Source organism: Salinibius halmophilus (assembly GCF_003577475.1).
Lineage (GTDB): Bacteria > Pseudomonadota > Gammaproteobacteria > Pseudomonadales > Natronospirillaceae > Salinibius > Salinibius halmophilus.
The window spans coordinates 1-19,933 of sequence record NZ_QPEP01000012.1 but is presented as its reverse complement, the minus strand read 5'-3'; the positions used below and the strand labels follow the sequence as shown (position 1 = coordinate 19,933).

At 48.0% G+C, this 19,933-nt stretch carries 9 protein-coding genes; all 9 read left to right on the top strand.

All coding sequences use genetic code 11. The features are described from left to right. Nucleotides 1–122: 122 nt before the first annotated feature. The 9 genes from DUW71_RS13750 (at nucleotide 123) to DUW71_RS13710 (ending at nucleotide 19,537) form a co-directional block, all read left to right on the top strand. Nucleotides 123–4,913 (top strand): alpha-2-macroglobulin family protein, encoded by a 4,791-nt coding sequence (locus DUW71_RS13750; RefSeq protein WP_119395842.1) that lies wholly within the window; start codon nucleotides 123–125, stop codon nucleotides 4,911–4,913. Between the two features lie 377 nt (nucleotides 4,914–5,290). Next, a complete protein-coding gene (pbpC, locus tag DUW71_RS13745) occupies nucleotides 5,291–7,588 on the top strand; it encodes a penicillin-binding protein 1C (RefSeq protein WP_158584110.1) in 2,298 nt (765 codons plus the stop codon). A 195-nt stretch (nucleotides 7,589–7,783) separates the two neighbouring features. Beyond that, entirely contained in the window at nucleotides 7,784–8,902 is a 1,119-nt protein-coding gene (locus DUW71_RS13740) for a DNA alkylation repair protein (protein WP_158584108.1), read from the top strand. Between the two features lie 210 nt (nucleotides 8,903–9,112). Beyond that, nucleotides 9,113–15,706: a hypothetical protein gene (locus DUW71_RS13735; protein WP_119395839.1), complete on the top strand. Its 6,594-nt coding sequence runs from the start codon at nucleotides 9,113–9,115 to the stop codon at nucleotides 15,704–15,706. Then, nucleotides 15,703–16,197: a hypothetical protein gene (locus DUW71_RS13730; RefSeq protein ID WP_119395838.1), complete on the top strand. Its 495-nt coding sequence runs from the start codon at nucleotides 15,703–15,705 to the stop codon at nucleotides 16,195–16,197. Before DUW71_RS13735 ends, DUW71_RS13730 begins: the two co-directional genes overlap by 4 nt. 180 nt (nucleotides 16,198–16,377) lie before the next feature. Beyond that, nucleotides 16,378–17,334, top strand: a complete 957-nt coding sequence (locus DUW71_RS13725) for a hypothetical protein (RefSeq protein ID WP_119395837.1) — start codon at nucleotides 16,378–16,380, stop codon at nucleotides 17,332–17,334. Continuing rightward, nucleotides 17,312–17,746 (top strand): SEL1-like repeat protein, encoded by a 435-nt coding sequence (locus DUW71_RS13720; protein ID WP_119395836.1) that lies wholly within the window; start codon nucleotides 17,312–17,314, stop codon nucleotides 17,744–17,746. Before DUW71_RS13725 ends, DUW71_RS13720 begins: the two co-directional genes overlap by 23 nt. Nucleotides 17,747–17,823: 77 nt before the next feature. After that, a complete protein-coding gene (locus DUW71_RS13715; RefSeq protein ID WP_119395835.1) occupies nucleotides 17,824–19,074 on the top strand; it encodes a polymorphic toxin type 44 domain-containing protein in 1,251 nt (416 codons plus the stop codon). Next, nucleotides 19,058–19,537, top strand: a complete 480-nt coding sequence (locus DUW71_RS13710; RefSeq protein WP_119395834.1) for a hypothetical protein — start codon at nucleotides 19,058–19,060, stop codon at nucleotides 19,535–19,537. The genes DUW71_RS13715 and DUW71_RS13710 overlap by 17 nt, the downstream gene beginning before the upstream one ends. Nucleotides 19,538–19,933: the final 396 nt, after the last annotated feature.

Genomic DNA, 19,933 nt, shown 5'->3' with positions numbered 1-19,933 from the left:
TAAATTTCAGTATAGCGGGTTGGCAGCGTTCACTAAGGCACCTGTTTGGCTAGTGTCTAAATTTACCATTCAGCAAGCATCAGCTATCTTTGCAGGCACAGTTCACGATTGAGACGGATGCAATGTCACTATTCAAACACGCCCTAACATGGCTAGTAGGCATACTGTTTACCACTAGCGCCCTGGCCAGCCAGTTTGCCGTGACTTCTATCAATGAAGAAGCTTGGCAAAATACACGCGCTATTAGCATCCGCCTAACTGATAACGTCGACCCCAACAGCAACTGGCGGCGCCAGTTATCTGTGTATCAAGCCGGCGACAAACTAGATAACGACCTTTGGGTGCTCGATGAGCGCCGCATATTGTTGCCTTTTGTTGAGCCCGACACGCTATACGCGGTGGAAGTGGATAAAAACCTGCAAAGCGAAAGTGGCGACACCCTAGCTGACGACAGCTACCAAGAACTCACAACACTCGCGCTATCCCCCTACGCCCGTTTTCGCAGTTCAGGCAGTGTGCTGACACCAGAGCTAAAAATGGCCTTGCCAGTGGATAGCCTAAATACCGAGGAAGTCGATATTGAGGTGTTTCATCTAGGTGTTGAAGAAGCGGCCAAGTGGCAAAACCTGCTAGGCCAAGACAAGCTTTATTACGGAAGCCTCAACCAAATTAGCCAGCAGCACGATATGGTATTTAGTGGCCGTTTTGCCCTAAAACACAGCCAAAACGCCAGTCAAACGACCAATCTCGATTTCTCTGATATCGACGACCTGCAACAGCCAGGCGTTTACCTAGCTACTTTGCGTGTACCGGGCAACTACCAGTACAGCTATGATGCAATGATCTTTAGTGTTAGTGACATTGGCTTACAGCTGCGTCGCAATGGTGAGCACTGGCGCATTTATAGCCACAGCATTAGTACTGGCGAGCCACTGAACCAAGTACGCATTCGCTTTTTTGAGCAAGAAAAAGTAGTGGGCAATACCCGCAGTGATCGCTGGGGAGAAGCAGAACTGCGCATCAATAATAACGACTACCCAGGCCTAGTGATGGCCGAGCTAGACGATCAGCTGACACTATTGCCAATCTACCAAAGCATGCTCGACCTGTCACAGTTTGCCAATGCCCAAAACAACCACACACCACAGCAGTTATTTGCTTGGGCCGAACGTGACCTATTCCGCCCAGGTGAGCGCCTGCAAGTACACGCTTTATTGCGCGACTACGACAGCCGCTACGTGGGTGATGTACCCATTAAAGCAGTACTAACCGATGCCATGGGCAGCGAAGTCAGCACGCAAGTATTAAACGAGCAAACCAGCGGCCAATATACCTTTGATTATGCCATTGGCAGCAATGCCGCCACCGGCGACTGGCGCTTAACCTTCTATCATTCGGCGACCAACGAGTTTTTGCAGCAGCACATTGTACAAGTAGAGGAATTCTTACCCGAGCGCATAGCGCTAACGCTGCTAAACGGCCAAACCAGTCAACTTAGCCACAACACCGACAGTGTTGACTTACCGGTGCAAGCCGACTTTTTGTATGGCGCACCCGCTGCTGGCAACCGTATTGATGGCAACCTGCAAGCCGAGCTAGATCATCGTCCATTTAGCCAATGGCAAGATTTTTATTTTGGTGATGTAGACGAAGTTGTGCCTGCTAGCCGCCAACAGCTACCAAGCGCCCAGCTCGATAGCAACGGCCAACACAGCTACAACGTTAGCCTAGCGCCGTGGCAGCAAGTTAAGTCGCCACTCGCGATTATTGCCAACGTGAGTGTTTATGAATCGGGTGGGCGCTCCGTCGATCGCCGTGGTGTGCTTAGCAATATCAAACCCGGCACCTATGTGGGGCTTAACCCGCAGTTTGACGACGCGCCGAAAAACGACAGCAATACCAACTGGCAAGCCATAGTAACCGACGAAACCGGCGCACTGATCAGTGCCGAAGGCGTTGAGTTGCGCTTAATTAAAGAAGAGCGCGACTACTTTTGGCGTCAAACCGACAGTGAAGGCTGGGTGTGGGATTATCGGGAAAACGAAATTGTTACCGACATACAAGTGCTAGATTTTTCTGGCGACGCGCCGGTTAACCTAACCCTGCCGGTTGAATATGGTGATTATCGAGTAGAACTCTATGTGGCAGGCGAGCTCAACAATCGCTTCCGCTTCCGCACCAACTGGGGCGGCTGGTGGCGACAAAACGACGCCATGCAACCCGACCAAATTCAAGTTACCTGGCAACAGGGAACTGTTGCCCCGGGTGACACCATGCTGGCAACACTAACGCCGGCATCAAGTGGCATGGCGCGCGTAACGGTAGAGTCGAGCGAGGCCGTACTGTGGCAGCAAGACATCGAGCTTTCAGCCAATGGCACCAGCATTGAAATTCCAATTAATCGCCGCTGGGACCGCCACGACCTTTACCTAACAGCGCTGCAAATAATTCCTGGTGATATGCAACACAGCGTGGCACCTAAACGTGCCATTGGCATTGCCCACCTACCCGTTGAACGCGACGACGCCCGCATTGCACTATCGCTTGAGGTACCAGAGCGCGTAGAGCCAAACCAAACCGTCACCGCCAAGGTGCAAGGCAATATTAGCGAAGGCTATGTATGGGTAGCAGCTGTTGATGTCGGCGTATTGAATATCACCCGTTTTGCAACGCCACAACCAGATGACTTTTTATTAGCGCCAAAACGCTACAACTGGCTGTATTACGATATTTATGACCAAATCATCGACAACGCCGGCTTTGATTATAGCCAGCAGCGCTGGGGTGGTGGTTTTGCTCGGGCCATGATGGCCGAAGCCGATTTTGTTCGTGGCGGCGACAAGCCCAACTCGGATGTGCAAATTGTTGCGCTGCAAAAAGCGCCCGTGGCCTTTGATGAAAACGGCCAAGCGCAAGTTGAGTTAGACATTCCACAGTTTAACGGCAAACTACGCTGGATGGCCGTAGCCTGGAATAACCAAGCCACCGGCAGCACAGATGCCGAAACCACCGTAGCAGAAAAAGTGGTTACCCAGCTGTCGAAACCAAGGTTCTTAGCTGTGGGCGATGAAACCAAGCTAGCCCTGGATTTACACAACCTAAGTGGTGCAAGCCAAGCGTTAACCGTGCGCTTCAACATTGGCTCAGCGGCGCCTGTGAATACCAGCCAAACCATCACGCTAGCCGATAAAGAAAAACGCACCCTGGTATTCCCACTAACCGCCGAGCGCCTTGCTGATATTCCACTTAGCTTGCAGGTGAGCAATGGCGATGACATCAATATTGACCGCACATGGCAGATTGGCGTGCGCGCACCCGCACCACAAGCCACACGCCAAGTTCGCCAAATTATTGAAGCCAATAGCAGCTGGCAGGTTGATTTTCAGTACGATGACTGGCTCGACGACAGCATTCGTGCCCAGCTAACACTATCGAGCCAGCCACCAGTGGATGTGCTCGGCCATTTCGACTACTTACTGCGCTACCCATATGGCTGCACCGAGCAAACCATTAGTGGTGCTTGGCCGTGGCTAATGCTAGACCAAACAACGGTTGAACGGTTTGACTTGCGCGCGCGCATTGAAGAGCAGTTTGACCAACCCTACACCAACGCCCTGCGCCGAGAGCAGTTAGAGCATGCCATTGAGCGCGTGCTCGGCCGCCAGCTTGCTAGTGGTGGGTTTAGTTTGTGGTCTGGCAGCAGCATGGAAGACTACTGGGTAAGTGTGTACACCACCGACTTCCTCGTGAGCGCCCAACAAGCGGGTGTGCCAGTCAACCAAGCCAAACTAGAGCAAGCTTTGAACCGCTTGCAACAGTACTTGTCTGGCCAGGTGGCCATTAATCGCCCATGGAGCGATGACAGCTACAGCTACCAGTTTGCCACCCAAGCTTACAGCGCTTATGTACTGGCCAACAGTGGCGCCAACCCTCTCGCGCAACTGCGCCGCATGCTGAAAGCCAGCGACTTTGAACAAGTACAATCGCCATTGGCCTGGATGCACGCCGGCTCTGCCGCCATGCAAGCCGGTGATAGCCGCCTAGCCAGCGAACTGCAGCAGCAAGCACTAAGCACACAACGCAACGAGCGTGACTACATTGGTGATTATGGCAGCCCAGTGCGCGACCTAGCGCTGGTAAACCGCTTTGCCGCCAATAACGACCAGCTAGACAACACTAGTTTGTTGGCGCTCTTTGAAGCCCTGCAAAACAAGCAGTGGCTAAGCACACAAGAGCGCATTGCACTGCTGCAACTGGCCGTAGCGCTGGACCTAGATAACCAAGGCTTTACCGCTACCATTAACAGCACCCTAGGTGATATGACGCTCAACGAAGACAGCCGCTGGCAGCGTGGTTTAACCAGCGAAGGCTTGCAGTCGTTAACCGCCATCAGCGCCGGTGATCAACGCTTGTTCGTTACGCTAACTGCAGCTGGGCAAAGCAAAGCACCGCTTGCGGCAGTGCAAAATGGCTTCGCCATTCGCCGCGACTACTTCGACCTAATCGGCCAACCGCTAGAACTGAGCAGCCTGGCATCGGGTGAACTCATTATTACCCGCCTGCAAGTGCATGCCGATCAAGATAGTGGTGATGCCCTAGTGGTTGATTTGCTACCAGCGGGCTTAGAAATTGAAAACCCAAATATTTCTGCCATTAGCTACGACACCCTAACCGTAGATGGCAATTCAATTGCAAGCTGGCAAGGCAATGTGGCGCACTCGGAATATCGTGATGACAGATTTGTTGCGGCACTGAGTTTACGCGCCGGTGAAAGCCAATATTTATACTATGTTGCGCGAGCGGTATCACCTGGTGAATACCAAGTGCCCGCACCCTATGTAGAGGACATGTACCGCCCTAATCTGCATGCAAACGGTACCAGCATTGGCACATTAACAATAACGGAACAATAGCGCCGCTTAACTGCTAACAAAGCCGCATATCGCAGGCGATGTAAAGGCACTACAACTTAATATAGGATGGTTAGCGACTTAGTTGACGAACTCGTTGGTAAGTCACCTCCTCTTGAAACCCAAATTTTGGATTTCATTGAGTGCCTCATAGCGGTATTTCAATATCGCATTTTTGGGCGGCGTCCATGTTATTTTGGACGCCGTTTTTTTATGCCTAACGAACAACAGTAGCCAATGGGCAGTTCATTAAGTAGTTGCTGGGTGTATCCGGTGTTCGATTTGAGACCGTCACCTGCAGGGAGCAGGTGTCGAGGCTACAGGGATGTACTCGCGCCGTGTCGAAAATCGAATGCCGGATGCGCCCAAGGGCACCAAGAATGAACTGCCCATTGGTCATCACCATGGCAGTTGAGACACCAATGAAGTGGATAAAAATATTCTTTGTGGCGATGTTGACCAGCATAGTTGTGCTGAACACCATCGATCAGCTGGCACCAGTTGACCTAACGCCCCGTACAACAACCCTGGTAGTGACCGACCGCCAAGGCGAGCCACTGCGCGCATTTGCCGACGAACAAGGTATTTGGCGCTATCCGGTGACACCTGAGCAGGTATCGCCAAACTATTTAACCGCCCTGTTTACCTTTGAAGATCAGTACTTTTATCAACATCCTGGCATTAACCCTGGTGCACTCGTGCGTGCGACCTGGCAATGGCTGAGCAGTGGCGAAGTGGTATCCGGTGGCTCCACCCTTACCATGCAGGTAGCACGTTTACGTTATGGGCAAGCGCCGGGGGTGAGCGGCAAACTGGTGCAAATGTGGCGAGCGCTGCAACTAGAATGGCACTACAGCAAAGCAGATATTCTGACTTACTACCTAAACCATGCCCCTTTTGGTGGCGCGATTGAAGGCGTAGAAGCTGCAAGCCGCAGTTACTTTGGCCACTCGGCAGATATTTTGACCGACGCACAAGCTGCTTTGCTCGCCGGTTTGCCGCAAGCACCGAGTTATTATCGCCCCGACCGCCACCCAGGGCGGGCCGCGTATCAGCGCGATAAAGTATTAGCGCGCCTGCTCGCTAGTGGTGAACTGCTTGCAGAAGGTTATCAAGCCGCCAAACTAGAGCCAGTGATTGCCAACTTACCTAGGCGCCCTTTACAAGCGCCTTTGCTAGCGCGACAGCTACGCAACGAAACGCCAAACGCTGGGCTAATTACCACCACCATAGACCGACAAGTACAGCAACCGCTGCGCCAACTTACGAGCAACTACACCCAGCAGCTACCACCCAATGCGTCGCTTGCCGCAGTAGTGATGCGCCACGGCGATGGCCAGGTATTGGGTTATGTTGGCTCGGCTGACTTTACTGATAACCAGCGCTTTGCCCACATAGATATGACCCGCGCTCAACGCTCACCTGGCTCAACACTTAAACCGTTTATCTATGGCATGGCCCTTGATGATGGCAGCATTCATAGCGCTAGCTTGTTAATGGATGTGCCACTGGTGTTTGCCGACTATCAACCATCTAACTTTGACCGTGGTTTTTCTGGGCCGGTGTCGGTGCAAGAAGCGCTCAAACAATCACTCAACCTGCCCTCGGTACAAGTATTAGAGCAAGTGGGGCCAGAGCGTTTTTATAGCCAGCTAGCCAACGCGGGCGTGGTACTTCAGCTACCACCACAGGCTAAACCCTCGCTGGCAATTGCCTTGGGTGGCACATCGAGTAACTTATTAGACTTGGTCAAAGCCTATAGTGCACTGGCCAATGGCGGCCAAACGCTTAGCCCTGTACTTCGCAAGAACCAACCCACACAAACACGCCAGCTACTAAGCCCCGAAGCTGCTTGGATAACCCGCACCATGTTGCTCGAAGCAAATGGCCAAATAGCCCTCAAAACCGGCACCAGTGCTGGCTATCGCGATACCTGGGCCATCGCCGTCACCACGCACTACACCATAGGCGTGTGGATAGGCATGCCAGATAACCAAGCCATGGCTGGCTACTATGGTGCAGTAGCCGCCAAACCGCTAGCGCAGGCTATTGCCCGCCAACTACCACGGCAAGCCGTGAGCTGGCATCGCCAACCCGAAGCCGTTAGCCAGCAAGACATATGCTGGCCAAGCCCAGTCAGTTGCGACCAGCGCCTAAAAGCTTGGACCATCAACGAGCTAGTACCACCAACACTGATGCAAACTAGGGCCCAGCAACTTGGCAGGCAGCAAACCAGCACCACCAGCTACTGGCGCGCCACCGACACCGGCCTGCGTGTAGAACTTGGCTGTGTAGAAAACGCCGAACAAGTCACCACCGCCCTGTGGCCAGCCCCCCTACAAGGCTATTTACCACCGGCGTGGCGCAGTGAAAACCGCTTACCGGCAATCGACCCAAGATGCAGCCAAAGTACGGCTAGCCTACACAGCTCGGCAATCAAAATAACCGGCATCGACAACAACGCTCGCCTGCGCCGCCATGCCACCACCAACGCCCTACCCGACATCACCGTGCACGCCCGCGGCGGCCAAGCCGACTGGTATTGGTTCTTAAACGGCGAACTACTCCCCCAACGTAGCAACCGCCTAACGCTCAGTATCACCGAACCCGGCCAATACCAACTAGCCGTTACCGACCCAACCGGCGCCAGCGACCAAGTAGTGTTCTACATCGAATAGCGAAACGTTAACCCGCCATACAGGGCTGAACTTACAAAAAATGGTGGGCCCGTAAATCATTCGCGTCGCGAATGTGTGCGGACATGGATGTCCGTACTGAGCGGCTCGCAGGAGCTAGGCCGCGGTGCGCACATGGGTTACGCTAACCCAATATATCTCGCCAAAGGCCAAAAAATGCGCAGGAGCAAACAAGCGATGGAACCCTTCAAGAATGTGTATAGCCCAGACAGTATCCACGCGGCGGCTGTGCATATTCAGCGAGTGTATCCGCAGTTCAACCTCGTTAGCTTCGAAGCGCAGTGCCTGCAAAACCTAGACGCCCTAGAACTCAAACAGCGCAGCCGCCAAATTCAACAAGCCTTGGCCGACCATCTGCCCAAAGATATTGCACAAAGCGCCAACATCCTCTGTGCCGCCCTAGCCGATGACAACACCACAGAGAACCTAACCTGGACGACCGACGACACCGGCATTGCCGGCTGGTTCATTATGCCCATGGCCGACTACCTAGCCGAGTATGGCATTGAGCAGCCAGAAATTTGCCTACCCGCCTTGCAAGCCATGACCAGCCGCTCGTCTTCAGAGTTTGCCATTCGCCCGTTTATTCACCGTTATCCAGAACTATTACAACAAGAGATTCTTACTTGGGCATCGCATAACAACCTGCACGTTCGCCGCCTAGCCAGCGAAGGCAGCCGCCCACGCCTGCCTTGGGGCATGCGCTTACCACACCTAGTGAACAACCCAGAACCCCTGCGCCCAATACTCGAAACGCTAATCGATGACCCCAGCGAATACGTGCGCCGCTCGGTGGCTAACAACCTAAACGACATAGTGAAAGACCACCCACAATGGGTCATCGACTTCGCCAAAAAGTGGTGGGCACCAAACAACAAACCAAGGCACAAACTGCTGCGCCATGCTTGCCGCACGCTATTTAAACAAGGCAATCCACAGGTGCTTGAACTATTCGGCTACCCACCTGCTAAATGGCAAAACGCCCGCCTGAAAGTGGCCGACTCACGAATCAAAATGGGCAACGCCAGCGAGCTAACCCTGCAAATTAGTGCAGCCGCAACGCAGCGCTGGATGATCGACTTTGTACTGCACCTAAAAAAAGCCAACGGCAGCTCAACCGGCAAAGTATTCAAATGGCGAGATATGCAAGTAAGCAAAGGCGAACCAATAAATATCAGCCGCAAACTCGACTTTAAACCCGTCACCACGCGCAAATACTACCCCGGCGAACACAGGGTAGAGGTTATGATTAATGGCAAGGTAGTGGGTGAAGCTACTTTTGAGTTGGAGTCATAGGCGCTGCTTTGATGATTTTGGCAATAAGACGTGATGAAGCTAATTAGCACTAGATTGTTCACTCGGGTGTAAGCCTTACACCCTGCTAGCATGGTGCCTTTGTGTACTTAGGTGAACAAATGTTTCTGCATGTGATTATAGTCATTGAATTTTAGTCTTTGCGAACTATAGTGTCGCGCTGCATCTAAGCCAACATCTCAAGGATTTTATATGAAGGACCTCTGCCGAGCTGGCACGCTAGCAATCGCCTGTGCGATGGCCATACCGAGTCTAGCATCTGTTCCTCAGCCTGAACCAAGCGGCACACCGAGTGTCAAATTTGAAAGCTTCGCCGGAAGATCTTTTAATAGCTTTTCCACGCAAACAGCAACGTTTGAATCGCTAGCACCCATAAACGATGTTGACCTTTACGCAGGCACTCACGACGTAGGTAACGACGGCTCCTTCGGCTATAGCTACCAATTTAAGTTTCCAAAATCACCGGGTATGGTGCCTCAGCTTGGCATTGCTTATAACTCAAATAACAAATACGGCGAAGTTGGCTACGGCTGGAACCTAACGGGTTTAGAGCATATTTCGCGCTGCCGCCAATATGATGTCGGCTCGGTGCCAATTGACGACACCGGTGGTTCTTGGTACTGCATGGGCGATAAACGCCTAGTGTTGGTAAGCGGTACAGCTAACAGCGCAGGGGCTATTTACCGTTTGTCGCTCGACCAAGTTGGCCGCTACTTCAAAATTGATTCTGTTTCCGCCGGTGTGCCACAGCAATGGTCGGCTCATGCCATCGACGGTTCGGTTCGCACATTTGGCGGCACGGCGAATGCACGCATCGCAGGCTACGACGGTGGCATTCGTTCGTGGCATCTAAGCACAGTTGAAGACGCACTAGGTTTTGCTAACACCTATGACTATATCAAGGTTGATAGCAGGGCTTACCTGAGCAGCATTAACTATGGTTCCGGCACTAGCGCAACCAATGTAACGCTAAATTGGTCAGATATTCGTGACCAACAACTGGCCTATCATGACGGTCTATTAATCTGGCACCGAAAAATACTCGATAGCGTAGTGGTGACTGGTACAGGCGTAAATACCCAATACGACCTGCAACAAAAAGTCATCAACGAACTTGGCCTAAACCTTCCTAATGAACCTCATATGCTGACCGGTATTCGCGTTAAGTACGATACCGATGCATGGCAGCCGGTTGCAGATTTTGGGTATGAGAGTGGGTATGGGGACATTAAGACCTATAGCCACTCGATAGATACGTATTTTGAGGAGTATTACTGGAGCGGAAGTTCAGTCCGCGGTTGGTTAAAAGCGGAGAGGAAAACTCCATCAACTCGCCCTAAAGTGGTCGTCGCTGACTATGATGACGATGGAAGGGATGAAATTTTATTTTTTGACCCCGATGATGGGAATAATGGGTTTAGTTCAGCACCTTTGCGAGCTGCCGGTGTATCTGAAGCTGGGGCATGGGAAATAGTAACGGTCTTAGGGTCTGTTTCAGGATATATAAGGAAGAAAATTAACCTAAAAGACTTAGACGGGGATGGAAGGACAGAACTTATCTTATCAAGTCAAGGGGTGTCACAAGATTCAAGATATACTTTAAAATATGATTCGGATATAGATATTTATGAAATTGTAGGTGGTAGAGGGCATTCAAAGGACTATAATGTTGAATCTGCTGGACCATTTGGAAGTGTTTGGTTTAACCCAATTGCCGGAAGTAACACCTTTTCTGTAGAAGGCGAATGTGTTTATTGTATCAAACGAAATTACCAGTCGTATGGAACCCATGACGATGTAGATGTGAAGGATGAATTTAAGTCGTTTAATGATTTTAATAAAGATGGTCAAGGCAGGTCTAAGGGGGTTGGTTTTGGGCATTATGCACAAAGTTGTTATCTCCAGCCTTATTATGACGGGCTATCCGTGTCTGACTACTGTAAATCTGGATCAACTACTGAAAACGAATCTCAAGTTGTAGATTTAAACTCGGACGGATTTCCTGATTTATATACAGCTGATTTAACACCTGGTGGCCAAGCTGCTTTACGAATAAATGATGGTACAGGTATTACTTATGTTAGTGTTTCTAGTAATGATCAATATATAAATGAATATAAATCTGGTTATGATCTCGATGGAGACGGGTGGTTGGATTATGGCTCATATTTGACTGACTATAATTACGACACTAAAAGTTTAAGTGAGAGTTATGTGAGGGGCACTCCTGGATATGATTTCAATGGGATTTTCGATTATAACAGGGAGCCAAATTTATATGGTTCTATCGCCAATTTTTCTATAGCTGAAAATGGTAGTCGGGTTTCAGTTTCAATATCAAAAGTACTTGGCGATTTTAATGGGAATGGCCTTACTGAAATATTCAATCAGCGGGCTAACGAAAACATCGAATTCTTCGCCCCACCAAAACTAAACCGTATCACTTCAAACGGTCAAGAACTCGCTAGTGTTACCTACAGTCATACCGGTGACCGTTCTGTTTATACGCCTGCCGCGAACGATGGTGAAGGCACAATTTTAGAAAATATCAGCCCGCGTTCGTTGGTTCATATTGTTGATACGCCTGTTGGTCGTGTTGGTTATGAATATGCGGGTGGTCGTAATCACCGTGGTACGGGGCAAGGCGTTGCACATGGATTTGTTGGTTTTGAAAATGTTACGACTTTTACAGAATTTGTAAGCGAGAATAAAGCGCAAACCGTTGTTCGATCGACGCATTTTGATCACCGCTTCATTAATAGCGGTATTGAAAATATAGCGCAGAATGAACTTGCATCAGTTGAGATAGCATATGATGGCGACTTAGCTGCCGCAATGGCGGGAATCCGACAGATACAGCGGCCACAAACAGTAAACTGGTATGGAAATAATTCATTAGATAGCTATTTCGTTAGTGAGAAGGCGAGGAAAGAGGGTATTGTTACTTGGTTTGATCCTATGGTTGGCGGAAAACACTGGTTTGAAGACTATGACTTCAACCGTAGTTCGATCCAACCAGTCTATCAAGGTGAGCGGCCGAGTGTCGCGCGAAGCGCAAGCGCGGCTGGAGACTTAGATCCCGGTATTAATTTAACCTATTGGACCTATTTTAAGTATGGGTCACTTAACGATTCGGCTTTGGGCAATGTTACAGTGCCAATGGCGAGTAGAATTGTAGACAGCAAGTACAAGTCATTCGCCCCAGGATCAGCCCCGTACTTAACAACTGAGACTAAACGGCAATACCGACATATCCCTTTGGGATATGAACTTTCTAATAAGGCTCTCGGCTACTTTCCTGCTGTAAGCTTTGAAAGTACTGAATCTAAAAATGCTAGCGAAGCACTGACTCGTATTGGCTCTAGTTTTCTTCATCGTGGGCGTGAGACATGTGCGCTAGGAATAAGCCAGTGCTTCAGTTTAATTGAAAGTGAAGTTAGCAGTTGGTCTAATTCGCAAGAAATCTATTCAACAAAAGTAACAAACTCAAACTGGCAAACAATTGGCCGGGTAAGCTTGCCTCGCACGGTGGTATCTAACGTGAGTGCCACGCACCCAACTAACCACCCACTCTACAACATGGTGAATCCATCTCCGAGCCATACCACAACGGATACGATCAGTTATTACAGTACTACTGGTACTGCTGGTTATGGGCAAGTGAAGTCGCGCACTTCAACTCCAACCACTGGTGATCCTGTTACTGTTATAACCGAGCCACGTACAGTTCAGTACACCTATGATGCCTTTGGAAATGTTGCAACCGAAACAGATAGTTACGGCGCAAAAACTACTTATAAATTGCCAAACAATGCAGCCCGTAAACCAGCTGTGATTGAGCACCCAGACGGTCTGGTTGAAACCTTTAGGTATTCTAACCGGGGACGATTGGTTCAGCGCTCGAATAACCGCGACTTGGTTGAATCAATCGATCGCTACTTGTGTACCGATTTGAGCATGCTAACAGAAATCAGCAGTTGCTCTGCAAACGGCCTTTATATTGAAGCCAAGCGCTCTAACCAAAATGGCACCAGCTTTAAAGAGTTCGATGTGGCAGGCAATGAGATTACCAACATTGCGTACACCCACGGTAATAGTGCCGAGCTAACTAAGCGAGAGTATGATCAGCACAGTACGCTTGTAGCAATTTCACAACCCCAAACGTTAAACTCTTTAAGCAATCTAGCACTGGCGTTGGTTAACATTGACCACATGCCGGGGTTAGCCCAAAGAACGCAAGTTGGCGCCTACGGCTTAGTTAAGGGCATACACTCGCATAGCGGTGGCTATACAAGTTTCAATTACAACCTGTACAGTGCGGGTAGCAACTCAGACAGTATCATTGACACCAATGCAGTATGGCAAAAAACAACAACTGTTTGGCAAACTAGCGCAAAAGCTCACAAGCTTGAGGAACGCATCACCTACTTCGACGCACTTAACCGTGAAATAGGCGAAACACAGATCACTGTAAATCGTGCAAATGGCGAAAATCACACGGTTTCGCACAAGCTGGATGCACTCGGTAATAGCCTAGAGAGCAAAAACGGGAGCACCGTTTTGTCTCAAACTTTATACAATGGTTTTGGCAAAGAGTCGGCAAGCGTCGACAACTACGGCGTGCTAAGAACCACTCGTTACAATTCGTTTGCTGAGCCAGTTGAGCTAAAAACTAACGGCGTGCTTAGTAGCATCATGCACTATGACCAACTAGGGCGTTTAACAAGCAAAGGGGCACTGGATGGCTCGGCAGAGTTGTATAACTACGACTCGAGAACCACAAGGCTAACAAGTGAGCTACAACAGAGTGCGAATGGCACAATCACCAAAACGCCTGGCTACCACCCTACCAATGGCCGGCTAGAGTACGAAGATTACGTATACGATATTTCTGGGCTCGACCAACAAAAGGTTCGATTCAAATATAACTATAACGACAATGGTCAGTACCAATGGTTAGTGCCTAACGTTAATGGTTCTGATATCGGCCACTTGTTTCACCGATATCACGATAAAAGCGGGAAGCTGAGCTTTCACCAACTTGGGCTTGGAAGTCGAGTTAATTACACAACGCTAGATGAATACAATGCATATGGGTTACAACGGCAAACCGTTTACAACCACGGAGCACCGGCCGGTCATTGGAAAAAGTACGGCATTCGCACCGACTACTCAGAACTTGGCTTACCAAAATACTACGACGTGTCAGGCGACCACACGCATGGCTTTACCTATGGTTACGACAGTCGTGGCTACTTAATCAGCGAGAGCTATTACACGGTAAACCGAACATTTGAGTACAACGGGCCGCTAGGTACACGTTTGTCTGCCATTGTGGATGGCAGTAAAACCAACCTTTTTTACGACCGCTTTGGTCACATTAAAACTAGCCCAGAGAGTGTGACGCACAGCCGAGCACCAAATGGGCAACTTCAGGGTGTAGGTGGTGGCCGTTACTCGCCGCCAGATGTTGCCAGAACGGACGACCGTGGGCGTATATGGCAATTAGATAATCGCTCATTTACCTACGACGATTTTGATCGGTTAACCGAAGTGGTTAATTTCAATAGCGGGCGCCGAGCGAACTATGTTTATATGGGCGGCAAGCTTGCGGTATCGGTTGACGCGCCAAGTGGTCAGGGTGGCGAAAAGGTTTATACCTTCTTCTTACCGCACGGGTTTAAATATTCAGTTGTTGAAACCTTTGCCAACCGACAACGCACAACCAAGGTAACGCATAGCTTGAGTGCCTCTGGCATTAATATGCACTACGACCCAAGCGAAGGCACTACAACGCAAGCAGTACTGCGCAATCACCTTGGCAATATGGTGGCCGTGTTGGCATCGAATGACACCAACCGCATAGACCCATACAAAATCTCGCCATATGGCTTAACGCAGAATGGTGGCAACGCCAAAACCAATCAACTGGTGCAAGACAAGCCGCAATACGATAACTTCCAAATCGTGCACTTTGGTGGCCGTGTCTACGATCTATACAGCCGCCAGTTCCTAACACCGGACCCTATAGTGCCAAACCACAGCAACATCACCCACTGGGGCCGCTACAGCTATGGCTACGGCAACCCATACGGGCATGTTGATCCGACTGGGTATTATCAAATTGCTTCATATGATGACGCGAGGCGGGAGAATCGTTCAAAGCTGTCCGATGGCGATGTGCCTCATGGGGATACCACCAATGAAGTATTATTAACTAATGACAGGAATACACGAAAAGCAATAATTATTGCTGACACATTTGATGAGTTGTCCGAAACGATTATTGATAGCTTGGAGCTGCAAGGCCTCATTGGGAGGCAAGTTGTTGATGAAATCAAAGCTGAGGTATACGAAAACCTAATGCCAATGATTGTTTCAGGTAAGAGTCACGCTTTGTTTTTCGAAGTCGGTGGTTCATTTTTAATAATAGGGGGTGGCGGTGGTGGAATTATCGCTTTTGATGAAGAAGGTTTTAGTACTTACCGCTATGGGTATTTTGGCTCCGGCATTGAAATTGGACTAAGTGCTTTAGGTGGCTACGCTTTTTTTGACGGAGGGAAAGAGAACTTCGGTGGTTGGGGAGGGTCACTTAACATTACCGCAGTTGCAGGACATTATGGAGGACAAGTTTCCATGATGGTGGCAGAAGGTTCAAGAGAAGAGTCGAAGCCGGGCAGTGCTGGTTTTGGAATTGCTCTTGGGCGTGGCTTAGATTTAGGGTTTTCTGGCGAGCTGAGTCACTCAACAAAGGTAGAAAAACTTAGTATGGAGTGGTGGTTTTGACACAAGTAGCTTCTGATCAAATTGTTGTTAAGCTTAGAAAAAAAGTACCAGCTTGGTTTCCAACATATAGTCAAATAACTGTATTTATAATTATGGTTAATGCAATTTACTTTACGATTATTTTAGAGGAGGGTAATGGTGGTTTAGAGGGATTGCTAATGGCAACTTGGTGGGTTTTTATGTATGCTATATTTTATTTTTACTCTGGATATAAAAGTAGTCGCTTATCTAATTTGGCTGAAGAAATAACACTTCATAATGAATGTATTTCTTTTTATTATCAAGAAAAAGAAAACAGTCTTGATTATAAAAGGTATACAGTTAAAGTATTTTCATTTGGAAGGTTAGGTGGGATGGTTGTTCTTCAATCATCATTTTCTGAATGGCTAGGGCACTACGGAAGCCCACTGTTGTATGCTCATATAAGGATTGGGTTTATTGCTAATTTCAAAGAGGTAAAAGGGTTTCTGTTAGAAAACAAGGTGATATAAAAAGTTCTTTTGAACTGCCCTAGGGGGCACTTAAAAAAGCAGCCAACCTTGGCTGCTTTTTTTGAGAAGACTACTACATACTTTTTTCCTCACGGATTCAAGTAATCTGTAGTTAAAGCTATCGCAAGTAGAAGTCGCACAAATAAAGTAACGCATAGCTTGAGTGCCTCTGGCATTAATATGCACTACGACCCAAGCGAAGGCACTACAACGCAAGCTGTGCTGCGCAATCACCTTGGCAATATGGTTGCCGTGTTGGCATCGAATGAAACCAACTTTATTGATCCATACAAAATCTCGCCGTATGGCTTAACGCAGAATGGTGGCAATGCCAAAACCAATCAACTGGTGCAAGACAAACCGCAGTACGATAACTTCCAAATCGTGCACTTTGGTGGCCGTGTTTACGACCTATACAGCCGCCAGTTCCTAACACCAGACCCAATCGTGCCAAACCACAGCAACATCAGCCATTGGGGCCGCTACAGCTATGGCTACGGTAACCCGTACGGGCATGTTGATCCGACTGGGTATCGCCAGTTAGAGACTGCTGGTTATGTCGAGGGAGGTAGTATTCCTACTCAGAGCTCGGGAGATGTGCCTGAGGGAGCTCAAACTAGCCCTATTCGAACCGACTCTGATGGTGATGTCGGTATTATACAAAGCGAAACTCCTGTTGGAGGAAGCAGGCCACTGACAATCGGTGAAATTGAAATCGCAAAAAAAATATTTGGAGAAGATTTTGATATAGATTCAGTAAGGATTTATAGAAAAAAATATGTGATCTTTCAAAACAAAGATACGCTGATAGCTCCAAATGGGAATATTTATGTTCATCCTGATTCAGTAAAATTCTCTGAGGATTATTCGAGTTCGAACTACATTGGTCTTTTTGTTCATGAAATGACTCATGTATGGCAGCACCAAAATGGTGTTGATTTGCGGAGTCCGATTAGGTTTGTTCGAAGTAGGAATTACGATTACTTGCCATTGGATGATAGTAAGAAGTTTAGCGATTATAATATTGAACAGCAGGGTGATATTGTAAGAGATTACTATTGGATGAAGTATTTAAAAATAAAGACGCCAGGAAACAATACGGAGTTGAATCAATATGAAGATATTATTCCATTTTAGTTTTAGGGGTAATGAATTTTTCTTAATCCTTTGGATGGTTGCTCTTTTAGCTAGCCCATGGGTAAGCTCAAAGGATTTAGACGAAGAAATTGAAGTTCTATATTCTGATGGGGAATTCTTTGATGTTTATAAATATTTGTTGGAACGCTCTATTGGTGGAGACTGCTCATCTCAACATGATTTGGCATTTCTGATTTCGTTGAATAGTGTTGAACTAGGTATTGACGTTGAGAAAGCTAATATAGAAGTCCTCTATTGGTTGCAAAAATCTGCTAGTCAAGGGCACTCTGAAGCTATAGAGTGGATATCGGACGTTTATAGAAACGGCTGGCTAGGGATTAGAAAGAATGAAGAAGTTTATAATTACTGGATCTCCAAGCTAGATATTTATCCTGAGTGTAGTAATAATTAGTAATTCGTTATATTTTTAATTAAAAGAGCAGCCAATTTCGGCTGCTTTTCTTTTTTTGAAGTGCCCGTGGCCGAACCTTGAAATCAAATAATCGCTCATTTACCTATGACGACTTCGATCGGTTAACCGAAGTGGTGAATCTCAATAGCGGGCGTCGAGCGAACTATGTTTATATGGGTGGCAAGCTTGCGGTATCGATTGACGCGCCAAGTGGTCAGGGTGGCGAACAGGTTTATACCTTCTTCTTACCGCACGGGTTTAAATATTCAGTTGTTGAAACCTTTGCCAACCGACAACGCACAACCAAGGTAACGCATAGCTTGAGTGCCTCTGGCATTAACATGCTCTACGACCCAAGCGAAGGCACTACAACGCAAGCTGTGCTGCGCAATCACCTTGGCAATATGGTTGCCGTGTTGGCGTCGAATGAAACCAACCGCATAGACCCATACAAAATCTCGCCATATGGCTTAACGCAGAATGGTGGCAACGCCAAAACCAATCAACTGGTGCAAGACAAGCCGCAATACGATAACTTCCAAATCGTGCACTTTAGTGGCCGTGTTTACGATCTATACAGCCGCCAGTTCCTAACGCCAGACCCAATAGTGCCAAACCACAGCAACATCAGCCACTGGGGCCGCTACAGCTATGGCTACGGTAACCCGTACGGGCATGTGGATCCGACTGGTTATCGCCAGTTGGAGACAGGTGGTTATATTGAGGGAGGCAGTATTCCTTCTCAGAGCTCGGGAGATGTACCGGAAGGAGATAAAACAGCACCTGTATCACACACTTCAGACGGAACAATTGAATTAGATTACTTCGCAAATGTACCTGATCGTTACAAGCCAATTTTGAAGGACCTAAACATATCTCTGCATGAGAATGTTGAGCTTGCAAGGAAAATGGGCTTGAAAAGGTTAGGAGTCTCGAAGGAATGGGCAATCGCAGGTTTACTTGAGTTTGTCGAGTATGTGGAAACTGGGAGTGAGTGGGATTATAAGACAATCATCGATGATAGTTTCAGTGAAAAAGACAGGGATGATTTTGGAAATTGGCATTTTGGAATAGTAGCTGGAGCCTATGGCTTTAATTTGGAACAGTCTATGTATGGGGGTGGTGTGTATCAAGTACTCAAGCAAGGTGGTGGTAGCCCAATTGAGTTAGGTATCGCAACAGAAATTATGAGCAGTACACTTGCGGGCATTACGCTCCCTGATAGGGTGACTATAAATATAACAAGCAACGGATTTGGCTGGGGCGACAATTCTGGTGATGCTTTTAACGTTATGGAAGGATGGCTTTTTTATGAAAGTAATTTTTAGCCGAGCTCTGTTTTTTGTATCAATAATTCTTTGTGGCTGTAATGAAAAGACTGAGACTGGTATCTCTGAATATCGTGAAGAAATGCAACGTAATTTTGAATTGAAGTATGAAGTATTTGAAAGTCTTGTGAACTTTTGCGAGGAAACTTATGGCATTCGACGAATCGGGCAAGGGCGAATCAGTTTTGTAAGTGGCTATGAAAAAGATGATGATTATAGGTATGTTGAATATATTTCCCCTAAGCTTAAAAATATTGGTGCGGAAAGTATTTTCTGTCTTCGTAGTTGGAGTCAAACACCTGCTGAATTAAGAACTGTGAAGATTATTTTGTCATCGTCAGGATTTGTATTCTCGGGGAGCTCCTTTGAGTATGTATATACTTTCGATCGAGAGGTATCTCCTAATTCGTACGACTTGCCACTCGATATAGAAGGCTGGTGGATTAACTATAGAGAACGATAGACTTCTTAAGTTATGTTGTGTTGGTTTTAATTAGTGATTGTTTTATTAAAAAGCAGCCAAATTTGGCTGCTTTTCTATTTTTTAATATGCCCGCTTCTGCATTTTGAACTCGGATGACCGCTCGTTTGTATATGACGATTTCGACCGCTTGACGCAAGTTGTAAACGGCAACGCGGGTCGGAGTGCTAATTACCTGTACACCGGTGGGCAATTGGCCGTTTCAATTGACTCGCCAAGTGGGCAGGGTGGTGAAAAAACAACAACCTTCTTTTTACGGCTCTTCGCATTTAAGGGTGTAGCTGAAAATCTGAACGGCTAGAAAAGGAGCCGAGGTTCTTAGAAAATGTAAGTTACCACACAAACAAAATTTAAGTCCCTCAGCATGGTCAATCATAC